This window comes from Campylobacter sp. RM16189 (assembly GCF_012978815.1).
Taxonomy (GTDB): domain Bacteria; phylum Campylobacterota; class Campylobacteria; order Campylobacterales; family Campylobacteraceae; genus Campylobacter_A.
Window position 1 is genome coordinate 115,717 of sequence record NZ_LIWR01000004.1, and the last position, 18,526, is coordinate 134,242.

The following is an 18,526-nucleotide window of genomic DNA, read 5'->3' on the forward strand; positions in this document are numbered from 1 at the left end:
AAACTTTGCGCGCCAAGGATAAATTCTAAGCAAACTCCCTATCTATAACGATAAAAATTTTATATCCGGGAAACTGCGCCGAAACGACACTTTCCATTTTGGCTCTAAGCTCGTCTAAATTTCGCTCTTTAAAGCTAACTACGACATCAAATCTAACCGTTTTTTTATCCGTATTTATAAAAAATGCGTGTAAATTCAGTATGCTTTTAAATTCGCTTAATAGGTTTTTTACGCACTCTTTAGTGTCGTTTTGTCCTAAATTTACGCTATAAATTCCAAACACAAGATATATGCGATATCTGCGGTAAATTTCTATCTGAAGCTCGTTTAAGCGCTGGGAAATTTCTGAAATTTTCATATGTTCGTCAACTTCTACGTTTATCGAGCCTACATATCGTTCAACGCCGTAGTTATGAAGTATCAGATCATACGCATCAAGCACTATCTCACACTCCTTAACCGCCTTATAAATTTCATCGCTTACTTCTTTTTCCACTCGCCCGCCGATAATCCTATCAAAGGTTTCTTTAATCAAAATCACGCCGTTATAAATGATAAAAAGCGAAGCCAAGGCTCCTGCATAGCCGTCAACTTGGATGTTTGCAAAGTATGAAAGACCTGCGCTAACAAGTATCACGCAAGAGATGATAGCATCTCCCAAAGCCTCCTGTCCGACTGCTTTTAAGGCTATGGATTTGGTTAAATTTCCCATCTTTTTATAGTAAAATGCTATGGCAAATTTTACAAATATAGCGATAAAAAGTATGGTTAAAAGAGCCGGAGTAAATGTCGTAGTAACAGGCTCTATGATGTTTTCTATCGAGGTTTTTAAAAACTCAAAACCAAGCATTAAAACTATGATAGAGACTATAAGCCCTCCGATATACTCAACCCTTCCGTATCCGTACGGGTGGCTCTCGTCAGGCAACTTTTGAGCAAGCTTTGATCCAAAAATCGTTATCAAGCTTGAAAATGCGTCGCTTAGGTTATTTACCGCATCAGAGATGATGGCTACGGAATTTGAAGCAAGGGCTATAAAAATTTTAATGCTTGCCAAAATCACATTCGTAACTATACCTATAAAAGCGGTTTTTATTATCTTTTTTTCACGTTCGCCGTCTTTAAAATCCATCATTTTGAACTCTCATTTTTAAATTTTAACGGCATTTTAGCACATTTAAAACAAATCAAAACTTGACAACAAAACTAAATTTATATAAAATACGAGCCAAATTAAAGCTTCTTTTGAAACTTAAATCAATCTACAAAAACACCCATACTTTATAAAGAGGATATATGGAAAATAACGCAAATCAAAATGGCGTAACCCAGCCAAATTCAGAGAATACAAAAACTTCCAGAAAACATCAAAACACACGAACTCACATCCCTGTTGACGGACATAAAATCGAAGAACTTCGCACACTAAGCCTAGAAGAACTTGTACAGATAGCAAACGGCGTAGGTGTCGAAAACCCACGCGAATTTCGCAGACAAGATTTGATATTTGAAATTTTAAAAACACAGACCAAGCAAGGCGGCTTCATTCTATTTACGGGAATTTTGGAGATCACAAACGAGGGTTATGGATTTTTACGCTCGGTCGATGCAAATTTAAGCGACAGCTCTAACGACGCTTACGTTTCAAACTCTCAAATTCGCAAATTTGCCCTTCGTGTGGGCGACATCGTAACCGGTCAAGTTAGAGAGCCAAAAGATCAAGAAAAGTACTACGCTCTGCTTAAAATCGAAGCCGTTAACTACATGCCTTTAGCAGAAGCTAAAGAAAGACCTCTGTTTGACAACTTAACTCCGCTGTTTCCTACGCAAAAACTTCATCTTGAGTATGATGCGATGAAACTTACAGGCCGCGTGCTTGATCTCTTTACTCCTATCGGAAAGGGACAGCGCGGACTTATCGTTGCGCCTCCAAGAAGCGGTAAAACAGAGCTTATGAAAGAGCTTGCTCACGGTATTGCAAGAAACCATCCTGAAGCGCACCTCATGGTGCTTTTGGTTGATGAGCGCCCTGAAGAGGTTACCGATATGCAGCGCTGCGTGAAAGGAGAGGTGTTTAGCTCGACTTTTGATCTTCCTGCACTTAATCACGTGCGAGTTGCCGAGCTTGTTATCGAAAAGGCAAAGCGTCTTGTTGAAATGGGCAAGGACGTCATCATCTTGCTTGATAGTATAACTCGTCTTGCGCGCGCTTACAACACCGTAACTCCGCCAAGCGGTAAGGTGCTAACGGGCGGCGTTGATGCAAATGCACTTCATAAGCCAAAACGCTTTTTCGGAGCAGCTAGAAATATCGAAGACGGTGGAAGCTTGACTATCGTCGCAACAGCGCTTATCGACACGGGCTCAAGGATGGACGAGGTTATATTTGAGGAGTTTAAAGGCACGGGAAATAGCGAAATCGTGCTTGATCGCAACATCTCAGACCGCAGAATTTATCCGGCTATCAACATCCTAAAATCAGGCACGAGAAAAGAAGAGCTTCTTCAAAAACCTGACGAGCTTCAAAAAATTTGGGCTATACGCTCTGCGATCGCTTCTATGGATGATGTGGAAGCGCTTAAATTCCTATATGCAAAGATGCTTAAAACAAAAGACAACAACGAGCTTTTATCGATACTAAATGATTAAAATTTGAGCCTTAAAAGCTCAAATTTTAGCTTTCTTTTTCACTAACCCAAACTTAAAATTTCAGGTTCGCCAAAAAGCCTATTTGCCTCTTTTAATATGGCTTGGTTTTTAGCATTTTGTAGCTCTTCGGGCGATTTTGACTCACTTTTTTCAGACTTGATAACAGCAGTTTCGCCTATCTTAACCTTTACTTCTGGGATTTCGCTTGGTTTAGCTACTTCCTTGCTTTGCTCCTCTATCTTTTCAAGTTCCATATCAAGCAAAGCCATATCATCAACCACTATGCCCGAATCGGTCTGAAATTTAAGCGAATAAGCGGTCGCAAAATCCTCGGTATTATCTCTTTTATCCCCAACATAAGGCTTGAAATTTGACTGAGCTTCTTGGCTAGGCTGGGCTAAGTTTGAGTTTTGCTCTATTTCAGGCTTGATCGTAGTTGTGTCACTATCATTTAAATTTGCTTCGTTTTTATCGTCAGATTGAGACTGAACTTCTTTTGGAGCTATCTTGATCTTTGCGTCCGAGCCAAAATTCGCACGCAAAATTTCCATTATGACCTTTGAGCTGGAGCGTAATTTTTCTTGATTTGCTCCACTTGCGTTTGAAGAAAGGCTAAGGCAGTTATCCTTAAACTCCAAAAATTCTATACACTCCTTAAAGCACTCCCCAAGCGTATAATCCCTATCGTAAATTTTATCCAAAAATAGCTCATACGGGCTTTTTACTACTACTTTAGCAGGTGTATTTACTTGGGCTTTTTGAGGCTGCTTAGCAGTAGGCGCGGTTAAATTTAAGCCCTGCTCTTTTATCTCAAAATTTCCTATCATGTCGTCAATCGGCTTTAAATTTATCGCTTCCATCATCATAAAAAGCATGATACTAAGCACGAAGCCATTATCGCTACTTACGCTTAGCATGCCTTTGGCTTCGGATAAAATTCTAAAAAATCTCTCGTATAAAAGTAGCGAATACTTACTGCTTCCTCCAAGGAAATTCTCCTTTAAATTTGCGATCAGCTCATCGATTATCATCTCGCCGTCATAGCTTTCAAGCTCGCCTACAAGCCTGCTCATCGCGGCTCTATCGCCACTCATCACAACTTGCATGATCTCTTCGATACGCGCAGGATCTAATAGTCCAAGCATATCGGCAACCACGCTTTGAGTGATCTTTGCATGCGAATACACAATGGCTTGATCAAGCAAAGTAAGCGTATCACGAAGCGAACCCGAGCCGCTGCGAGCGAGAATTTCGACGGCCTCACTCTCATACTCCACGCCCTCTTTGCTTAGGATGTATTCAAGGTGTTTGATGATGTTTTGTTTTGAAATTTGCTTAAATCTAAAATGCTGAGTGCGCGAAAGCACCGTAGCAGGAAGCTTTAGCGGATCGGTTGTTGCAAGGATAAATTTCACATAACTAGGAGGCTCTTCAAGCGTCTTTAAGAGCGCGTTAAACGCTTCTTTTGTAAGCATATGAACCTCATCGATGATAAAAATTTTAAATCTGGCAGAGGCAGGAGCATATTTGGTCTGCTCGATAAGCTCTCTGATGTCATCTATCTTTCTGTGGCTTGCCGCGTCCATCTCGATGATATCGATGTGGCGAGACTCGTTAGCCATGATGCAATGAGAGCACTTTTCACACGGCTTTGAAGTAGGTCCGTTCTCGCAAACTAGCGCCTTTGAAAAAATTCTAGCGCTTGAAGTCTTACCGCTTCCACGAAGACCCGAAAACAGATACGCATGAGTTAGGCGATTTTCGCTAAGTGCGTGAGTTAGGCTTTTACTTACCGATTCTTGTCCGATAAGTTCGTCGAAATTTCGGGGGCGATATCTAAGTGCGAGTGCTTGCAACACAAATTTTCCTTATTTTTAAATTTCTAGATTGTAGCCGTTTTTGCATAAATTTTTAATATAGTGAAATTTTTGGATATAATCGCGAAAATTCAAAAAACAAGGGAAATAAATGAAAAAAGTATTGCTTGTATCGATGATATTTTTAGCTGGATTTTTACTAAGCGGCTGTGAGAGAAACGACTACCAACATCCGCTTCACAGATCTACAAAAAATAAATAATTAGTTTAAATTTACACTATTTTAACTAGCAAATTTACTCTTCGGCAAAGCTGTTTTTAGCCTTGCCGAATCAAATTTCAACTTACAAATCCCCAAACAGAGCCTTAAGATCTTTCATGCTCTCTTCTTTTTCTTCACTTGTTTTTGCGCCGCCAAGCTCGACTAATTCGATCTCAAAGCCGCTGAGCATGCTTGCAAGACGTATGTTTATACCGCTTTTGCCTATAGCTTTGCTCTTTTGCTCACTTGCGATAGTTACGACAGCCTTTTTCTCATCAACGATCTTAACGGCACTTATGATGGCTGGCGACATCGCGCGGGTAATAAGGATAGTCGGCTCGCTTGAAAACTCTATCGCATCGATATTTTCTCCGTTTAGCTCTTTTGTTACGGCATTTATACGCACGCCTTTAGTGCCGACCGTTGCGCCCACAGGATCTACATTTGGAGTTGTTGAGATAAGTGCGACTTTAGCTCTTTCGCCAGGAATTCTGGCACTTGCGGCGATCAATACAAGTCCATCTTTGATCTCTGGAACTTCGGCTTTTAAAAGAGCCTCTAAAAATTTTGGAGATGTCCTGCTAAGCTCAACTCTAATGCCTTGAGATTTATCTATATACACGCTTTTAATAACCGCTTTTACGACGTTTCCGACTCTAAATTTCTCACCTTTTATACGGTTTTTACGTGGCATAACGGCACGAATTTCATCTATCTCTATGAATGTATTTTCTTCACTATCTACGCGAGTAACGGTTCCAAATACCATTTGCCCTATCATGTCTTGATATTTTTGGAAAATTTTCTCTTCCATTAGGCGCTGTATGTGGTATTCAAGCTCTTTATGAAGCGTTTGAGCGGCGGTTCTTCCGAGATTATCGGTGCTTAGCTCATAAGTAAGCTCATCTCCTACTTCAACCCCACTATCTATCTTTTTAGCCTCATCCAAGCTTAAAAAATGCTCGTTATCCTCTTGCAAACGCTCATCGTCATTAGCCACTATCGTGATTTTTTGATACAAACGAAGCGAGCGACTTGCGCTGTCTATAACGACATCGTATTCGTAATTTTCGCCATAAACGCGCTTAGCTGTATTTACAAGAGCCCTTATAACACGCTCTTTTACGTCCTCTATCTCTAAACCTTTTTCGTTTGCTATTGACTCTATGATATCTGCTATCTTTTCCACTATATCTCCAAATAATAAATTTCACGGGATTTTATCTGCGTAGATTCGTATTATATAAAATATATACTTTTAATAAGTTTAATAGCCATTTTATGATATTTTTGATATATTAATAGATTACGAAACAGAACTTTAAGGATAAAAGATGGAGCTAAAACTAGCCAGAAACGAGATTGACGCGAAACCAAAGACAATTTCGCTCGATAAGATCGAAGCCGCAGTTTCCAAAGATGGACAGAAAATTTTTTATTTCGATAAAGACAATAGCCACAAGCAGCTAATCGCCCTAATAGAGCATTTTGAAGAAAAAGGGCTAAGCGTATATCACAGAACGGTCAAATACGGACTTGACGAGAACGACTATATGTATGAGGTTCATATTCTTTGAGTAACGCAACGCAAAAAAAGCTCTTCATACAGACATTAGGTTGTGCTATGAATGTGCGCGACAGTGAGCATATCATCGCAGAGCTTAAGCAAAAAGAGGACTATGAGCTAACAGATAAGATGGAGGATGCCGATCTCATCCTTATCAACACCTGCTCGGTTCGCGAAAAGCCTGTTCATAAGCTATTTAGCGAAGTTGGGAGCTTTGAAAAAGCCAAAAAAAGCGGAGCTAAAATCGGAGTGTGCGGTTGCACGGCAAGTCATCTTGGGAGTGAAATTTTTAAACGCGCCCCTTATGTGGATTTCGTTTTAGGTGCAAGAAACGTAAGTAAAATTTCACAGGCCGTAAACACTCCGAAATTTATAAGCACCGACATAAATCACGACGAGAGCGAATACGCCTTTGGAGAATTTAGAAGCTCGCCATATAAATCACATATCAACATCTCCATAGGTTGCGATAAGAAATGCACCTATTGTATCGTGCCGCATACCAGAGGCGACGAGATCTCAATACCTGCAAATTTGATCTTAAACGAAGTTAAAAAAGCAGCAGACGGTGGTGCTAAAGAGATATTTTTACTAGGACAAAACGTAAATAACTACGGCAAGCGCTTTTCAGCCTCGCATGAGAAAATGGATTTTAGTGACCTGCTGGTTAAGATTAGCGAAGTAAATGGAGTTGATAGAATTCGCTTTACTAGCCCTCATCCGCTTCATATGGATGATAAATTTTTAGAAGTTTTTGTAAATAATCCCAAAATTTGCAAATCAATACACATGCCGCTTCAAAGCGGCAATACAAAAGTTCTTCGCGAAATGAAGCGAGGATATACCAAAGAGTGGTTTTTAGACCGCGCACTTAAACTTCGCTCGATGTGTCCTGATGTAAGCATAAGCACCGATATCATCGTGGCTTTCCCCGGTGAAACGGACGCTGAATTTGAAGATACGATGGATGTGCTTGAGCGTGTTAGATTTGAGCAAATTTTTAGCTTTAAGTATTCCCCTCGCCCTCTTACAAAAGCGGCAGAGTTTACAAATCAAATTCCAGATAATATCGCTTCGGCTCGTTTAACAAGGCTTCAAAGCAGGCACAATGAAATTTTAGACGCGATAACAGCCTCTCAAAAAGATAAAATTTTAGAGGTTTATTTTGAAGAACTAAGAGCAAACGGCGCAGTTGCCGGAAGAAGCTTTAATAATTTCTTAGTTCAAGTAGATGGCAGCGAAGAGCTACTTGGCAAAACACTAAAAGTAAAAATCACAAATCCAAAAAGAATGGTTCTTTATGGCGAGTTGGTGGGCTAAATTTAAAAGAGCGCTCTTTATAAATTTCACCACTTACGCCATATATTTTCTTATTTGGCTCATCTTTTTAACCTGCAAAAAGACCTACTCAAAGACAAATTTAGAAGCTCCCGCTCATGTCGTGCTCTTTTGGCATGGGCGCATAGCTATGATGAGCTTTGCTTACCTGCACTGGTGGGATAAATTTAAAAGATACGGCAAAGTGATAATAAGCGATCACAAAGACGGCGAGATCATCGCAAGAGTGATTAAATTTTTTGGTATCGGAACTATCAGAGGAAGCAGCTCAAAAGGCGGCGCAAAAGCTCTTATAAACGCCTTTAAAGAGATAAAAGCCGGCAATGATGTGATAATCACTCCTGACGGCCCAAGAGGTCCGCGCCATAGCGTAGCGGACGGAGCTGTCATAATCGCTCAAAAGCAAAATGTAAACATCCAAATTCTAAACTACGAAGCAAGTAAATTTTGGCAGTTTAAAAGCTGGGATAAGATGATATTGCCAAAGCCGTTTTCAGCTATAAATTTTACTCTTTCGCAGCCTTTTAGCGTAGCAAATTTAAGCCTTGATGAGGCTAAAAATTTGATAAAAAAGAAGATGGGTGCTAGCGATGAATAATAAATTTTTCATAGTCCTTTTAGCTACCGCTATCATCGTTGGATCTTGGGTGTTTTTTGCGACAAACAGCTCATACCAAGAGGCTTTGCAGTCTAAATTTTATTATGAAATCGGAAACTACAAAAAAGCGCATGAACTAGCTCAAAAAGCCTACGAAAAAGACATCTACAACAAGATGGCAAACACGGTGATGAAGCAGAGCCAAATCGCTCTAAAATACACAAAATACATAGAAGAAGCAAATGAATATCTGGAGCAAATTTTAAAGATAAGCAAGTCTAGCGAGGTTAGCAAAGTAGATACGAACCGCATACGCATAATGTGCGAGATAGTTATCGAAGGATACGATAAATTAAAGCCTTCAACGCTAACGCCAAAAGATATCCAAGAGGAAGCAAGAAATATGCGAGACAAATTTGTAAAGCTTAAAGAGGAGCTTTTTAAGGACGAAATATGAGATACTTGGTTTTAGTTGCTTTTTGCATTAGTATGCTTATTGGCGGAGATAAGATTGATTGCTCCAAGAAATACTACTGCTCGCACTTTAAGGATTGTGATGAAGCGATGAAGTATTTAAAAAAATGCAAAAGCGACAAGAATGGCGGCAACCAAAGGACGGACGGGGATAATGATGGTATTCCTTGCGAGAGTCAACATTGTAGCCACGTCATATTAAGATAACATCGATTTAATTGCAATTAATGCCAATTTTAGGTAAGATAAAACACCATAAATTTTAGGAGAATTATGTCGTTTTCTATTCGCCGTTTTTTTAGCATTTTATATCTTAGCGTTGTTGTAGAAGCTAAGCAGTGTCTATTTTACGGTATAGTGACAAGAAATGGCAAAACGATAAAGACTATAAAAACAGAATTTGATAATGAAGATCCAGATATCTTAAATGAAAAAATCATAGACTTTATAAAGCGTCAACAAAAAGAGTACAAATGGGTCTATATAGCCGTATTTTTCGACTATATGGGACAAGGCGCCATTGCTTGCAAAAACGAAGATGAATTTAAATTATTTAGCATAGATCCAAAAAATATAAGCTTTACTAAAATTTCTGATGAGTGGTTTGTGTATGCCGATCTAATGGATATTGCGCAGATGAAAGTAAAATTTAAGCCAATCGGTATTGATTTTTTATACTCTCCGATAGCTCTTATGCACAAAGCCATTATTGATAAAAAAGAAAATAAAAAAAATACCCTTTATATATACAGTCACAAAGACTCGTTTGCACTTTGTATAGCAAACAAAGGCAAATTTAAATTTGCATCCTTTACAAAAACCGGTGAAAATATCGGAGTCTCGTCAGATGATGATTTGGATTTTAACCAAGAAAAAATAGACGATATAGATGATTTTATCGCTGAAATTGATTCCGATGTAGAGAGTTTAGACGGAATTGATAATCTTGATAACATGCTAAAATCAGGCTCAACTACAGATGATTTTGCTGATCTTGATTACGATATAAATATGCCGGTATCAAAAGACGTGGCGACTTCCGTATCGATATTTGGACGCGATATGAGTATGTATCAATATATTGTAAACACTCTTAAAGATTTTTATCTAAATCCGATGTATGACGGCGATTTTATTGAGCAAATAGTAATTTTTGATAACATAAAAACAAGCGCTACCTTTCTACACTATTTAGAAACCGAACTAATGGTAGAAACAGCGGCCTATCCTGTCAACACGCTTAAAATGATGACTGAGCTTATGATGAGCGAGGCTAAAGATGACTTATAGATATAGCCTTATAAATCCTGCTAAAAAGCCGTTTTTAACTCTATTTAGTAAAATTTGGTTTATTTTCATAGGTAGTGTTTTTGTCCTTTTATTGGCTCTGAATCTATTTTTAGTCTTTAAAAATCACTCACTACAAAACAATATAGAGAACCTAAAAACAAATTACAATACAATCTCAAAAGATATCAAAAATATTGATGAAATCACGGCAAAACTACAAGAGCAACGCGAATGGACATATGAAATTTTTGCTTCAAATACGATATTAAAACAGAGTCTAAACAATCTTTTTGATCTGGTGCCAGACAGCATAACATTAAACGAAGTAATAATGCATAAAAACTCTCTTGTAATAAAGGGCGTAACGCCAAGCAAAGATACTTACAATATGCTGCTTTTAGCCCCTTTAAAATCGATATTTAATACCTCAAATACGACTTTTTATCAGCTTCAAAACGGATGGCTAAATTTTATCAGCACAAACAAGATTGACAATTCGGAAGGCTACAATGAGTAAAGATACAAGTTTAGAAGAGATTGATATAGTCAAACTTTTAATCTATGTTTTAATATTTATCGTTGTATGCCTTGTAATGATATTTGCGTTCATTGTGCCAAATATCAAAGACTACCGAGAGGTTCAATACCAAAACCGCATCCAAGCGGCCAGCGTAACAAAGATAAATCAAATTTACAATAGCAAAAATTCAACGCTAAATGATATCAAAGAGAAAGATAGGCTTATATTTAAGGCATTTGATACAAAATTTAGCGAAGATAACTTCACAAAATTTGCAAAAAATTATTTTAATGAGGTAAAACTCAGCCAAATAAACAATGATTCAAACAAAGACCTATTTTTCAGATATGAACTAAACGTAACTAGCAATATTTTAACTCCGACCAAGTTTTACAACTTTATTGACGCTCTTACAAAATACGATAATATTATAAAAATTGATTTTCCTATACAGATGCGTGAAAATAGCGGCAAGATACACACTACTTTTAATATCAAAGTTTACGGACTTAAGTAGTTTTTATACAAATTCTCTCAAATTTTCTATTTCAAAACCAATTTGATGTAGATAAGGACGATTTATTTTAGGCACCCTAAATACTCTGCAAGCCTCTTTAAATTTTTTATCCATAGCAGCTTTTACAAACGGAGTTATAAAAATAAATTTTGGAAAATATCCTACAGCAACTTTTGCACTAATAGCGCAATCCGTTTTATTTAATAAGCATCTTTGACACTCTCTTCGTTGAGCCTCGCTCATTACTACGCCTAAAAGCTTACATGCCCTATCAATTCCCCTAATGGCGTTTTTATCATTTTTAACCAGATATAATCTATCCTTTGGATTTAAAATTTCAGGCTTTAGGCTATCCATATCATTTTCTAAAAACTCAAAACTTTTAGCTACACCACTTTTAAATAGATCTAAAAAAGGTTCACTAAATTTAGCCCTTATCAAATTTCTTTTAAACCTCATCTCTTCGTTGCTATGATCTAAAAAATATTTTAATTTACGCTCATTTAAAAAGTTTAAAAGCTCTGTTTTTCTTATATTCAAAAGAGGTCTTACAATATTAAATTTCTCTCTTTTTTCAAATTCTCTCATTCCAAGAAGTTCGTTTAGACCGGCACCTTTGCCAAGTTGCATCAAAAACCATTCGAATTTATCATCAAGCTGATGAGCCAAAATTAAATTTGCATAGCCAAATTCAGAGCAAATTTTAGTAAAAAAATCATATCTTGCCTCTCTTGCCCTGCACTCAAAATTTGAGCTTTCAAGGCTCACGCTAAGTTCAAAAATTCTTTTATTAAACTTACTAGCTAGCCCTCTTGCGCTTGCGATCTCCTCTTTGCTCTGCCCTCTTGTATTATAATTAACTATTGCTATGTCAAAGTCTATTTCTCGCTCGTTTAAGATATAAAAAAGAGCCGTAGAATCTACTCCGTGCGAAAACGCAAGCAGATTTTTACCTTTCTTTAAAATATCTGTCAAAGCCTCGTTTATCATCACCCTATCACTCTTCCAAGCACCTTATCTTTGATTACTTGTGTTATCTCGCAATCGTAAATTTTACCGGTTTCAAGAGTTTCAAACTCACTCTCGTTTATCAAAATTTCTCCGTCAATATCCTTATCCCAAAGAAGTTTTTTAGCCCCGTAAAACATCTCTCCTTCGCTACTAACTCCTTCTATAACAACCTCGAATTTTTTTCCAAGCTCATTAGCAAAGCTATCGTTTACAATTTTTTTAGTTATCTTTTCCATTTTTGAAAGGCGTTTTTCTATAGTCTTTGTAGGAAGTTGATCCATCTCGTATGATAAGGTATCCTCCTCTCTTGAGTAAGCAAAAGCTGAAATACGGTCAAATTTAAACTCGCTTAAAAACTCGCAAAGCTCGTTAAATTCTTCCTCGCCTTCGCCCGGATGTCCTACAATGACACCTGTTCTAAGAAAGGAATCTTTGGCCTCTCGCATCATGGTTAAAAGCTCTTTAATACGCTTAGCTCCGCTTCCTCTACGCATTATTTTAAGCATTTTGTCGCTAATATGTTGTATAGGCATATCAAAGTAGTTTTGAAAAACTTTAGAATCTATTATGCGCCTAATTAGCTCATTTGAGGTCGTGCTAGGATATAGATATAAGATCCTTGCACTCCTTACGCCTTCAATCTTCTCAACCGCATCAACAAGCTCTATAAGTCCATCGCTTTTAGCATGATCTCTCATAAAGGAGCTTGAATCCTGAGATAAAAAGCTGAAATCAAAATATCCTTTTTTGACAAGCTTTTTAACCTCATCTACTATGTTTTCAATCGAGCGCGACTTTAGTTTGCCCTTAAATGTAGGAATTGCACAAAAGCTGCATTTTTGATTACAGCCTTCTGAAATTTTAATATAGGCATGATAGTTTGATCCGGTTATGACCCTCTCTTCATCTGCTTGCAGATAGGTACCCGGACTAAATAAATTTTGCTTTTTCAGTATGATTTCATCGATCTTATCATAGTCTCCAACGCCTGTAAACAGATCCACCTCCGGAAGCTCTTTCATAAGCTCATCTTTATACCTTTGCATCAAACAGCCCGTAACTACTAGCAAAGAGTCCTTCTTTCGTGCGTCATGAACCTCAAGGATAGAGCGTATGCTCTCTTGCTTAGCAGAGTCTATAAATCCACAGGTATTTATAATTATCACATCGGCAACAGTTGCGTCATCGGTGATTTCATAATTTTGAAGACGCCCAAGCATGATTTCAGAATCGACTAAATTTTTATTACAGCCAAGTGAAATTAGATGAAGTTTGCTCATTTTATACCCATAAATTATCAATTAAACGCGCTTTACCCACGTAGGCTGCAACTAAAATTATGCTATTTTTTGGTTCAATCTTTGAAATTTCATTGAAATTTCTATCCACAATGGCCACATAATCAACTTTTAAAGGCTTTAAAATCTCAAACATCTCATCTTTAATCTTGCTCGCGCTAAATTCATTTTGTTTTATCAAATTTGAAGCTTTCATGATAGCCTTAGAAAGTCTTAAGGCTTCAAGCTTTTCGGATTCATTTAAATAAGAATTTCTTGAAGATAGAGCCAGTCCATCCTTTTCTCTTACTATTTCGCAAGGAATTATCTCTAAATTTAAAAACATAGTTTTAACCATATTTTGCACAATAGTTAGTTGCTGGGCATCTTTTTTACCAAAATAAGCTCGTTTTGCCTTAGTTAGATTAAACAACTTCATTAAAACTCTAAGCACACCGTCAAAATGCCCCGGGCGAGTTTTGCCCTCTAAAATAGAAGCCAAATTTTTAGGTGCGGCTATACACGGTTCACTCTCAAAGTATATCTCATCCGTGCTTGGTATAAAAATGGCCGCCACGCCGCAGCTCTTACAAATTTCAATATCTCTAACTTCGTTTTTAGGATACTTGTCCAAATCCTCGTTTGGTAAAAATTGAGTAGGATTAACAAAGGTTGAGACTATAGCTATATCATTTTCGCTTGCGCATCTTTTTATCAAGCTTACATGCCCATCATGCAAAGCACCCATAGTAGGCACGAAGCCTATCTCTCGACTAACACTATCTATAAAATTTTTAAGCTCGCTAGCTGTTCTAATTATCTGCATTTTGATTTCTCTTTTTTTATATTAAAGTCGCAAATTATATCAATTTTATCTTTACTCAAACCTGACTTTGTTCAATTATGCTATAATCATAATAGAAATAATGAATTTGGAGATAAATTTGGATAACTACGAGTACACCGAACTTTTAAAGAGCCTTGATACAAAGGTAAATAATATCGCGCTTATAATAAAACCTGACGAGATAGAAAGAAGATTAAACGAAATAAGCGAACTTGAAAACGATCCTAGCTTCTGGCAAAACATAGCATTAGCCGGACAAATCGGAAAAGAAAAAACAAAAATAACAAATATTTTAAATAAATTTAAAGATGCCAGAAACGCACTGAATGATACAAAAGATCTTTACGATCTTGCAAATTCAGAAAACGACCTTGATACATTAAATTCACTATATGAAGATGCAAGTAGTCTAGAAGATAAGATAGTAAATTTAGAAATTTCAATGCTGCTTAGCGGCGAAGACGATAATAAAAACGCTATCGTTACCATCCATCCTGGCGCAGGAGGAACTGAGAGTAACGACTGGGCGAGCATGCTTTATAGGATGTATTTGAGATTTTGCGAGAGAGAGGGCTTTAAGGTTGAGACGCTTGACTTTCAAGAGGGCGATGAGGCAGGGCTTAAAGATGTAAGCTTCATCGTAAAAGGCGAAAACGCATACGGATATCTAAAGGCGGAAAACGGCATACACCGTCTAGTTCGTACAAGTCCATTTGATAGCGCAGGTCGTAGGCATACAAGCTTTTCAAGCGTAATGGTAAGCCCTGAGCTTGACGATGATATCGAGATAGAGATCGACGAAAAAGACATAAAGATAGATACATATAGAGCAAGCGGTGCGGGCGGTCAGCACGTAAATAAGACTGAAAGTGCTATAAGGATCACGCACTATCCTACAGGTATAGTCGTGCAGTGTCAAAACGATAGAAGCCAGCATAAAAACAGGGCAACGGCGATGAAGATGCTAAAATCAAGGCTTTACGAGCTTGAGCTTATGAAACAGCAAGAAGCAAGTGCAAACATCGAAAAAAGCGAGATAGGCTGGGGGCATCAGATACGCTCTTACGTGCTTTTTCCATACCAGCAAGTCAAAGATAACCGCTCAAATTTAGCTTATTCACAAACAGATGCGATACTAGACGGTGATATAAAAAAGCTAATTGAAGGCGTTTTAATAAGTCAAAAAAGTATAATATAATAAAATCAGAAAGGAATAAAATGGATTTAGTTGCACTTTTAAATCAGTTAAATTACGAGGCAAACGAGGTAACTCTGGCTCAAATAAAGAGGGTTTTAAATAACTCAAACGGAGTTGAGCCTGAAAGTATTATAACTTTAAACGATCACCTAAAACCGCATAGATGCTTTGTCGCCATGAGCGGAAGCGAAGACTATTTTAAGATAAAAAACATAGCGACCGCCGAAGGTATAAAGGCGGAAGTGGAACAAATAATACAAAACTGGGCCAATAAACATAAATTTTCTCTTAGAAAGGTCAACGATACGACCCACTACATCCTTGGTAAAGTACTTTAAATTTATAAGATAGAGTAGGAGTGAGTATGAGAAATTTATTATTTTTTTTAGTAGCTATACTAATAGCTGGTTGCGCGGCGAGTAATACATCTACAGCAAATAATATAAATGCAGATGCGGACTTTAATCACAAGGCTATACAGATATTAAAACCAAAATGCGAAGCGGGAAATTTATCTGCTTGCAACGATTTAGCAATAAGTTATCAAAATCTACAAAATCACCAAACTGCATTTAAGATTTATGAAAAAAATTGCAAAATGGGTCATCAAAAATCCTGCACAAATTTAGCAAATATATATATGTACGGCGATCAAATAGGGCTACAAAAAGATATGAAAAAAGGCATAGAAATTCATAGAAATTCTTGCATGAACAACGGTGCCGACTCTTGTTATTATTTGGGCGAATTTTATAGACTTGGCATAGACGCAAATGAGCCTGACTACCAAAGCGCCTTTGAGGCATATTCAAGAGGCTGCGCTATGGGAGATATAGCATCTTGCACAAATACAGGCGGACTTTACGAGCTAGGTCTTGGCGTCAAAAAGGATGAATACAAAGCCTTGCAAATTTACAAATCATCTTGCTACAGCGGAGATGCTTCTGCTTGCGATAACGTAAAAAGAATCAGGGGATATTAATTTACTATAAAGAGGCTGCTTTAAGCAACCTCTTTTAATTATTTAGAGCTTATTAAGATAGATTGATTTTGAAAATTCTGCTAGGTTTGCAATCTATAGTAGCTGTATACTCTGTATATTTGTCGCTTCTTTATGTGTGAAGTGTATTTATTATTGCTTATATAGCCAAGCTTTAACTTAGCGCATATATTTTAACTATCTCCAAGCAGAACATTGGCATTAACTGTTTTAAAAGCCACACTCTCCCACAAGGACTTCAAATCCACTTATACCGATCTGGGGCCCACTTGCACTTCAATAGCTTCTATCAAATAAGTATTAATAAATATATTAGCATTGTGATGAAAAGTGCTTTTTATTTTTACTTTTTGATCCATCCGTGGTTGCATTTAGACCTTTATCAAAAAGCATCAAATAGTAAAATTTTATATATTAAATACATATAAAAATATTTTTTGATTAATTAATTTTACAATAGCTATAGCATAGATCATGGCATCTAAACCGATATGTAAAATTATTGACAACAAGTATCGTAATTGATATAATCATAACAAAAAATTTAAAGGCAATAGATGGAATTTCTAAAGGAGAACGTTGACTATATCATAATTGGCATTCTAGGCTTTATGAGTTTTTTAGTCGTTTGGTTTACAATAGAAAGACTGATATTTTATGCAAATGTTAAATTTGAAATGTATAAGAATAAAGATGAACTAGAAGAGAGCCTTACAAACAACCTAACCCTACTTTATGTCATCTATTCAAACGCTCCTTATGTAGGGCTTTTAGGGACTGTTGCAGGTATTATGATCACATTTTATGATATGGGCATGAGTGGCGGAATAGACACTAAAAGCATTATGGTGGGTCTATCTTTAGCTTTAAAGGCTACAGCGCTAGGACTTCTTGTGGCCATACCTACACTTATGATATATAATGCGTTTATGAGAAAAGTTGATGTTCTTATAAATAGATATAAGGCAAAATATGAACATGCCTAAAAAAGAGGGGTTAAACGTAATTCCTCTAATCGATATTATGCTAGTACTCCTTGCCATAGTACTTAGCGTATCTACTTTTATTGCTCAAGGAAATATTCCAATAAATCTACCAAGTAGCGAAAGTGCCGAACAAAATGATGAAAATAGAAAAGTAACCATTATCATAAACAAAGATAATGAATTTTTCATAGACGATATAAAGACTTCGCAAGATGCATTAAAAGATCGTCTAAACCAAATAGATTCAAGAACTCTAGTCCAGTTAAAAAGCGATAAAGAGAGTAAATTTGAGATGTTTGTAAAAGTAGTAGATATACTAAAAGAGAAAAAACATGAGAATTTTGCCATTACAACTCTCACCGAGTAGCAAATCAAATTTGGGTGGATTTGTAGGCTCAGCACTATTTCATGCTATTATTATCACCGCTTTTATAAATTTTCCAAGCCAGACAGATTTATCCAGTAAAGAAAATATGACAAAAATAAATCTAAATACTTTTACTCCGCCGCCACCTCTTCCACCAGCACCAGAGCCTATTGCAGCACCTCCAACTCCTCTTCCGCCAGAGCCCGTTGTAGTTCCTGAACCCGTGGTAGAGCCTATTGTTGAGCCTGTAATTCTACCCGAGCCAAAGCCGGAACCAAAGATAGAGCCTAAGCCTATCGAAAAACCAAAACCAAAACCAAAACCAAAAAAACAAAAATCCGTAGTTAAAACCGAGCATGTTTTAGATCCAACTCCTGCTCCGCCGCAGCCAGTCATCCAGCCGACAATTCCAATCAAAGCTGAAAAGATAGGTTCCGTTACAGCTGCACCTATAAGCAGTTTTATTGCTCCTATCGTAGGAGAATTTAACTTCGCAAGCTCCGCAGGAGATGAGAGATTTTCAAAGATGCAAGCAGCCATAAATAAACATCAAAAATACCCCAAAAGAGCTGTTAAAATGAAGCATCAAGGAGTAGTCGAAATCAGTTTTTTATTTAAAACAAACGGAAGTGTGGATGATATAAAAATTATAAAAAGCTCAGGATATGATAGTTTGGATGAAGCGGCTATTGAGACTATAAGACGAGCCTTTAAGGACTTTCCTATGCTTGATAAAGACTATATAATCAAAATTCCAATGTCTTATAAACTAATTTAAAAATAGACCCGATTTTAGGGTCTAAAAACA

Annotated in this window: 21 protein-coding genes; 15 read left to right on the forward strand and 6 right to left on the reverse strand. The window is 37.1% G+C overall.

What is annotated here, in order from left to right; translation table 11 throughout:
- Positions 1 to 25: 25 nt before the first annotated feature.
- Positions 26 to 1,135: a cation diffusion facilitator family transporter gene (locus tag CDOM16189_RS03920; protein WP_169972903.1), complete on the reverse strand. Its 1,110-nt coding sequence runs from the start codon at positions 1,133 to 1,135 to the stop codon at positions 26 to 28.
- Positions 1,136 to 1,296: 161 nt separating this feature from the next.
- Between CDOM16189_RS03920 and rho the strand changes: the two genes are divergently transcribed.
- Positions 1,297 to 2,649 (forward strand): transcription termination factor Rho, encoded by a 1,353-nt coding sequence (rho, locus tag CDOM16189_RS03925; protein ID WP_211436577.1) that lies wholly within the window; start codon positions 1,297 to 1,299, stop codon positions 2,647 to 2,649.
- Positions 2,650 to 2,690: 41 nt separating this feature from the next.
- Here the strand turns inward: rho and CDOM16189_RS03930 are convergent, their stop codons facing one another.
- A complete protein-coding gene (locus CDOM16189_RS03930; protein ID WP_502707251.1) occupies positions 2,691 to 4,508 on the reverse strand; it encodes a DNA polymerase III subunit gamma/tau in 1,818 nt (605 codons plus the stop codon).
- Positions 4,509 to 4,810: 302 nt separating this feature from the next.
- Complete coding sequence (gene nusA, locus CDOM16189_RS03935; protein WP_169972901.1) at positions 4,811 to 5,917, reverse strand: transcription termination factor NusA; 1,107 nt, start codon at positions 5,915 to 5,917, stop codon at positions 4,811 to 4,813.
- Positions 5,918 to 6,062: 145 nt separating this feature from the next.
- Here nusA and CDOM16189_RS03940 point away from each other — a divergent pair, with 145 nt between their 5' ends.
- From CDOM16189_RS03940 to CDOM16189_RS03975, 8 genes are all read left to right on the forward strand, one after another.
- A complete protein-coding gene (locus CDOM16189_RS03940) occupies positions 6,063 to 6,305 on the forward strand; it encodes an HP0268 family nuclease (RefSeq protein ID WP_169940004.1) in 243 nt (80 codons plus the stop codon).
- Complete coding sequence (gene miaB, locus CDOM16189_RS03945) at positions 6,302 to 7,615, forward strand: tRNA (N6-isopentenyl adenosine(37)-C2)-methylthiotransferase MiaB (protein WP_283240831.1); 1,314 nt, start codon at positions 6,302 to 6,304, stop codon at positions 7,613 to 7,615. The genes CDOM16189_RS03940 and miaB overlap by 4 nt, the downstream gene beginning before the upstream one ends.
- Entirely contained in the window at positions 7,596 to 8,231 is a 636-nt protein-coding gene (locus tag CDOM16189_RS03950) for a lysophospholipid acyltransferase family protein (protein WP_169972897.1), read from the forward strand. The genes miaB and CDOM16189_RS03950 overlap by 20 nt, the downstream gene beginning before the upstream one ends.
- Positions 8,215 to 8,688 carry a hypothetical protein gene (locus CDOM16189_RS03955; protein ID WP_169972895.1) on the forward strand — a complete coding sequence of 158 codons (474 nt, stop codon included), beginning with the start codon at positions 8,215 to 8,217 and terminating at the stop codon, positions 8,686 to 8,688. Before CDOM16189_RS03950 ends, CDOM16189_RS03955 begins: the two co-directional genes overlap by 17 nt.
- Positions 8,685 to 8,912 carry an excalibur calcium-binding domain-containing protein gene (locus CDOM16189_RS03960; RefSeq protein ID WP_169972893.1) on the forward strand — a complete coding sequence of 76 codons (228 nt, stop codon included), beginning with the start codon at positions 8,685 to 8,687 and terminating at the stop codon, positions 8,910 to 8,912. Before CDOM16189_RS03955 ends, CDOM16189_RS03960 begins: the two co-directional genes overlap by 4 nt.
- Positions 8,913 to 8,978: 66 nt before the next feature.
- A complete protein-coding gene (locus CDOM16189_RS03965; RefSeq protein WP_169972891.1) occupies positions 8,979 to 9,995 on the forward strand; it encodes a DUF8341 domain-containing protein in 1,017 nt (338 codons plus the stop codon).
- The gene (locus tag CDOM16189_RS03970; protein ID WP_169972890.1) at positions 9,985 to 10,512 is read left to right on the forward strand and encodes a PilN family protein; all 528 of its coding nucleotides are present in this window, start codon (positions 9,985 to 9,987) and stop codon (positions 10,510 to 10,512) included. Before CDOM16189_RS03965 ends, CDOM16189_RS03970 begins: the two co-directional genes overlap by 11 nt.
- Positions 10,505 to 11,032, forward strand: coding sequence for a hypothetical protein (locus CDOM16189_RS03975; protein ID WP_169972887.1), 528 nt, complete (start codon positions 10,505 to 10,507; stop codon positions 11,030 to 11,032). The genes CDOM16189_RS03970 and CDOM16189_RS03975 overlap by 8 nt, the downstream gene beginning before the upstream one ends.
- Positions 11,033 to 11,035: 3 nt before the next feature.
- Here CDOM16189_RS03975 and tilS read toward each other — a convergent pair whose 3' ends face one another.
- Genes tilS through panC form a run of 3 tightly spaced genes read right to left on the reverse strand, consistent with a single transcriptional unit; the run spans position 11,036 to position 14,146 of the window.
- Positions 11,036 to 12,022 carry a tRNA lysidine(34) synthetase TilS gene (gene tilS / locus CDOM16189_RS03980; RefSeq protein ID WP_169973248.1) on the reverse strand — a complete coding sequence of 329 codons (987 nt, stop codon included), beginning with the start codon at positions 12,020 to 12,022 and terminating at the stop codon, positions 11,036 to 11,038.
- Positions 12,022 to 13,323 (reverse strand): 30S ribosomal protein S12 methylthiotransferase RimO, encoded by a 1,302-nt coding sequence (rimO, locus tag CDOM16189_RS03985; protein ID WP_170000731.1) that lies wholly within the window; start codon positions 13,321 to 13,323, stop codon positions 12,022 to 12,024. Before rimO ends, tilS begins: the two co-directional genes overlap by 1 nt.
- Position 13,324: 1 nt before the next feature.
- The gene (gene panC / locus CDOM16189_RS03990; protein ID WP_169972883.1) at positions 13,325 to 14,146 is read right to left on the reverse strand and encodes a pantoate--beta-alanine ligase; all 822 of its coding nucleotides are present in this window, start codon (positions 14,144 to 14,146) and stop codon (positions 13,325 to 13,327) included.
- Positions 14,147 to 14,264: 118 nt separating this feature from the next.
- Between panC and prfB the strand changes: the two genes are divergently transcribed.
- From prfB to CDOM16189_RS04020, 6 genes are all read left to right on the forward strand, one after another.
- Positions 14,265 to 15,365: a peptide chain release factor 2 gene (gene prfB / locus CDOM16189_RS03995; RefSeq protein WP_170000732.1), complete on the forward strand. Its 1,101-nt coding sequence runs from the start codon at positions 14,265 to 14,267 to the stop codon at positions 15,363 to 15,365.
- 20 nt (positions 15,366 to 15,385) lie between these two features.
- Positions 15,386 to 15,703: a type II secretion system protein gene (locus CDOM16189_RS04000; protein WP_170000733.1), complete on the forward strand. Its 318-nt coding sequence runs from the start codon at positions 15,386 to 15,388 to the stop codon at positions 15,701 to 15,703.
- Positions 15,704 to 15,729: 26 nt separating this feature from the next.
- Positions 15,730 to 16,347 carry a tetratricopeptide repeat protein gene (locus CDOM16189_RS04005; RefSeq protein WP_170000734.1) on the forward strand — a complete coding sequence of 206 codons (618 nt, stop codon included), beginning with the start codon at positions 15,730 to 15,732 and terminating at the stop codon, positions 16,345 to 16,347.
- Between the two features lie 575 nt (positions 16,348 to 16,922).
- On the forward strand, positions 16,923 to 17,351 hold the full coding sequence (gene exbB, locus CDOM16189_RS04010; protein WP_170000735.1) for a TonB-system energizer ExbB: 429 nt from the start codon (positions 16,923 to 16,925) through the stop codon (positions 17,349 to 17,351).
- Entirely contained in the window at positions 17,338 to 17,718 is a 381-nt protein-coding gene (gene exbD / locus CDOM16189_RS04015) for a TonB system transport protein ExbD (RefSeq protein WP_170000736.1), read from the forward strand. Before exbB ends, exbD begins: the two co-directional genes overlap by 14 nt.
- Positions 17,684 to 18,496 (forward strand): energy transducer TonB, encoded by an 813-nt coding sequence (locus CDOM16189_RS04020; RefSeq protein ID WP_170000737.1) that lies wholly within the window; start codon positions 17,684 to 17,686, stop codon positions 18,494 to 18,496. Before exbD ends, CDOM16189_RS04020 begins: the two co-directional genes overlap by 35 nt.
- Positions 18,497 to 18,526: the final 30 nt, after the last annotated feature.

Bases quoted from the DNA above. Each gene is read 5' to 3' on its own strand.
- rimO (WP_170000731.1), bottom strand. From the start codon at position 13,323: ATGAGCAAACTTCATCTAATTTCACTTGGCTGTAATAAAAATTTAGTC.
- rho (WP_211436577.1), top strand. From the start codon at position 1,297: ATGGAAAATAACGCAAATCAAAATGGCGTAACCCAGCCAAATTCAGAG.
- CDOM16189_RS03975 (WP_169972887.1), top strand. From the start codon at position 10,505: ATGAGTAAAGATACAAGTTTAGAAGAGATTGATATAGTCAAACTTTTA.
- CDOM16189_RS04020 (WP_170000737.1), top strand. From the start codon at position 17,684: ATGAGAATTTTGCCATTACAACTCTCACCGAGTAGCAAATCAAATTTG.
- exbD (WP_170000736.1), top strand. From the start codon at position 17,338: ATGAACATGCCTAAAAAAGAGGGGTTAAACGTAATTCCTCTAATCGAT.
- CDOM16189_RS03920 (WP_169972903.1), bottom strand. From the start codon at position 1,135: ATGATGGATTTTAAAGACGGCGAACGTGAAAAAAAGATAATAAAAACC.
- CDOM16189_RS03950 (WP_169972897.1), top strand. From the start codon at position 7,596: ATGGCGAGTTGGTGGGCTAAATTTAAAAGAGCGCTCTTTATAAATTTC.
- CDOM16189_RS03970 (WP_169972890.1), top strand. From the start codon at position 9,985: ATGACTTATAGATATAGCCTTATAAATCCTGCTAAAAAGCCGTTTTTA.
- CDOM16189_RS04000 (WP_170000733.1), top strand. From the start codon at position 15,386: ATGGATTTAGTTGCACTTTTAAATCAGTTAAATTACGAGGCAAACGAG.
- panC (WP_169972883.1), bottom strand. From the start codon at position 14,146: ATGCAGATAATTAGAACAGCTAGCGAGCTTAAAAATTTTATAGATAGT.
- CDOM16189_RS03965 (WP_169972891.1), top strand. From the start codon at position 8,979: ATGTCGTTTTCTATTCGCCGTTTTTTTAGCATTTTATATCTTAGCGTT.
- exbB (WP_170000735.1), top strand. From the start codon at position 16,923: ATGGAATTTCTAAAGGAGAACGTTGACTATATCATAATTGGCATTCTA.
- CDOM16189_RS03960 (WP_169972893.1), top strand. From the start codon at position 8,685: ATGAGATACTTGGTTTTAGTTGCTTTTTGCATTAGTATGCTTATTGGC.
- CDOM16189_RS03940 (WP_169940004.1), top strand. From the start codon at position 6,063: ATGGAGCTAAAACTAGCCAGAAACGAGATTGACGCGAAACCAAAGACA.
- CDOM16189_RS04005 (WP_170000734.1), top strand. From the start codon at position 15,730: ATGAGAAATTTATTATTTTTTTTAGTAGCTATACTAATAGCTGGTTGC.
- tilS (WP_169973248.1), bottom strand. From the start codon at position 12,022: ATGATAAACGAGGCTTTGACAGATATTTTAAAGAAAGGTAAAAATCTG.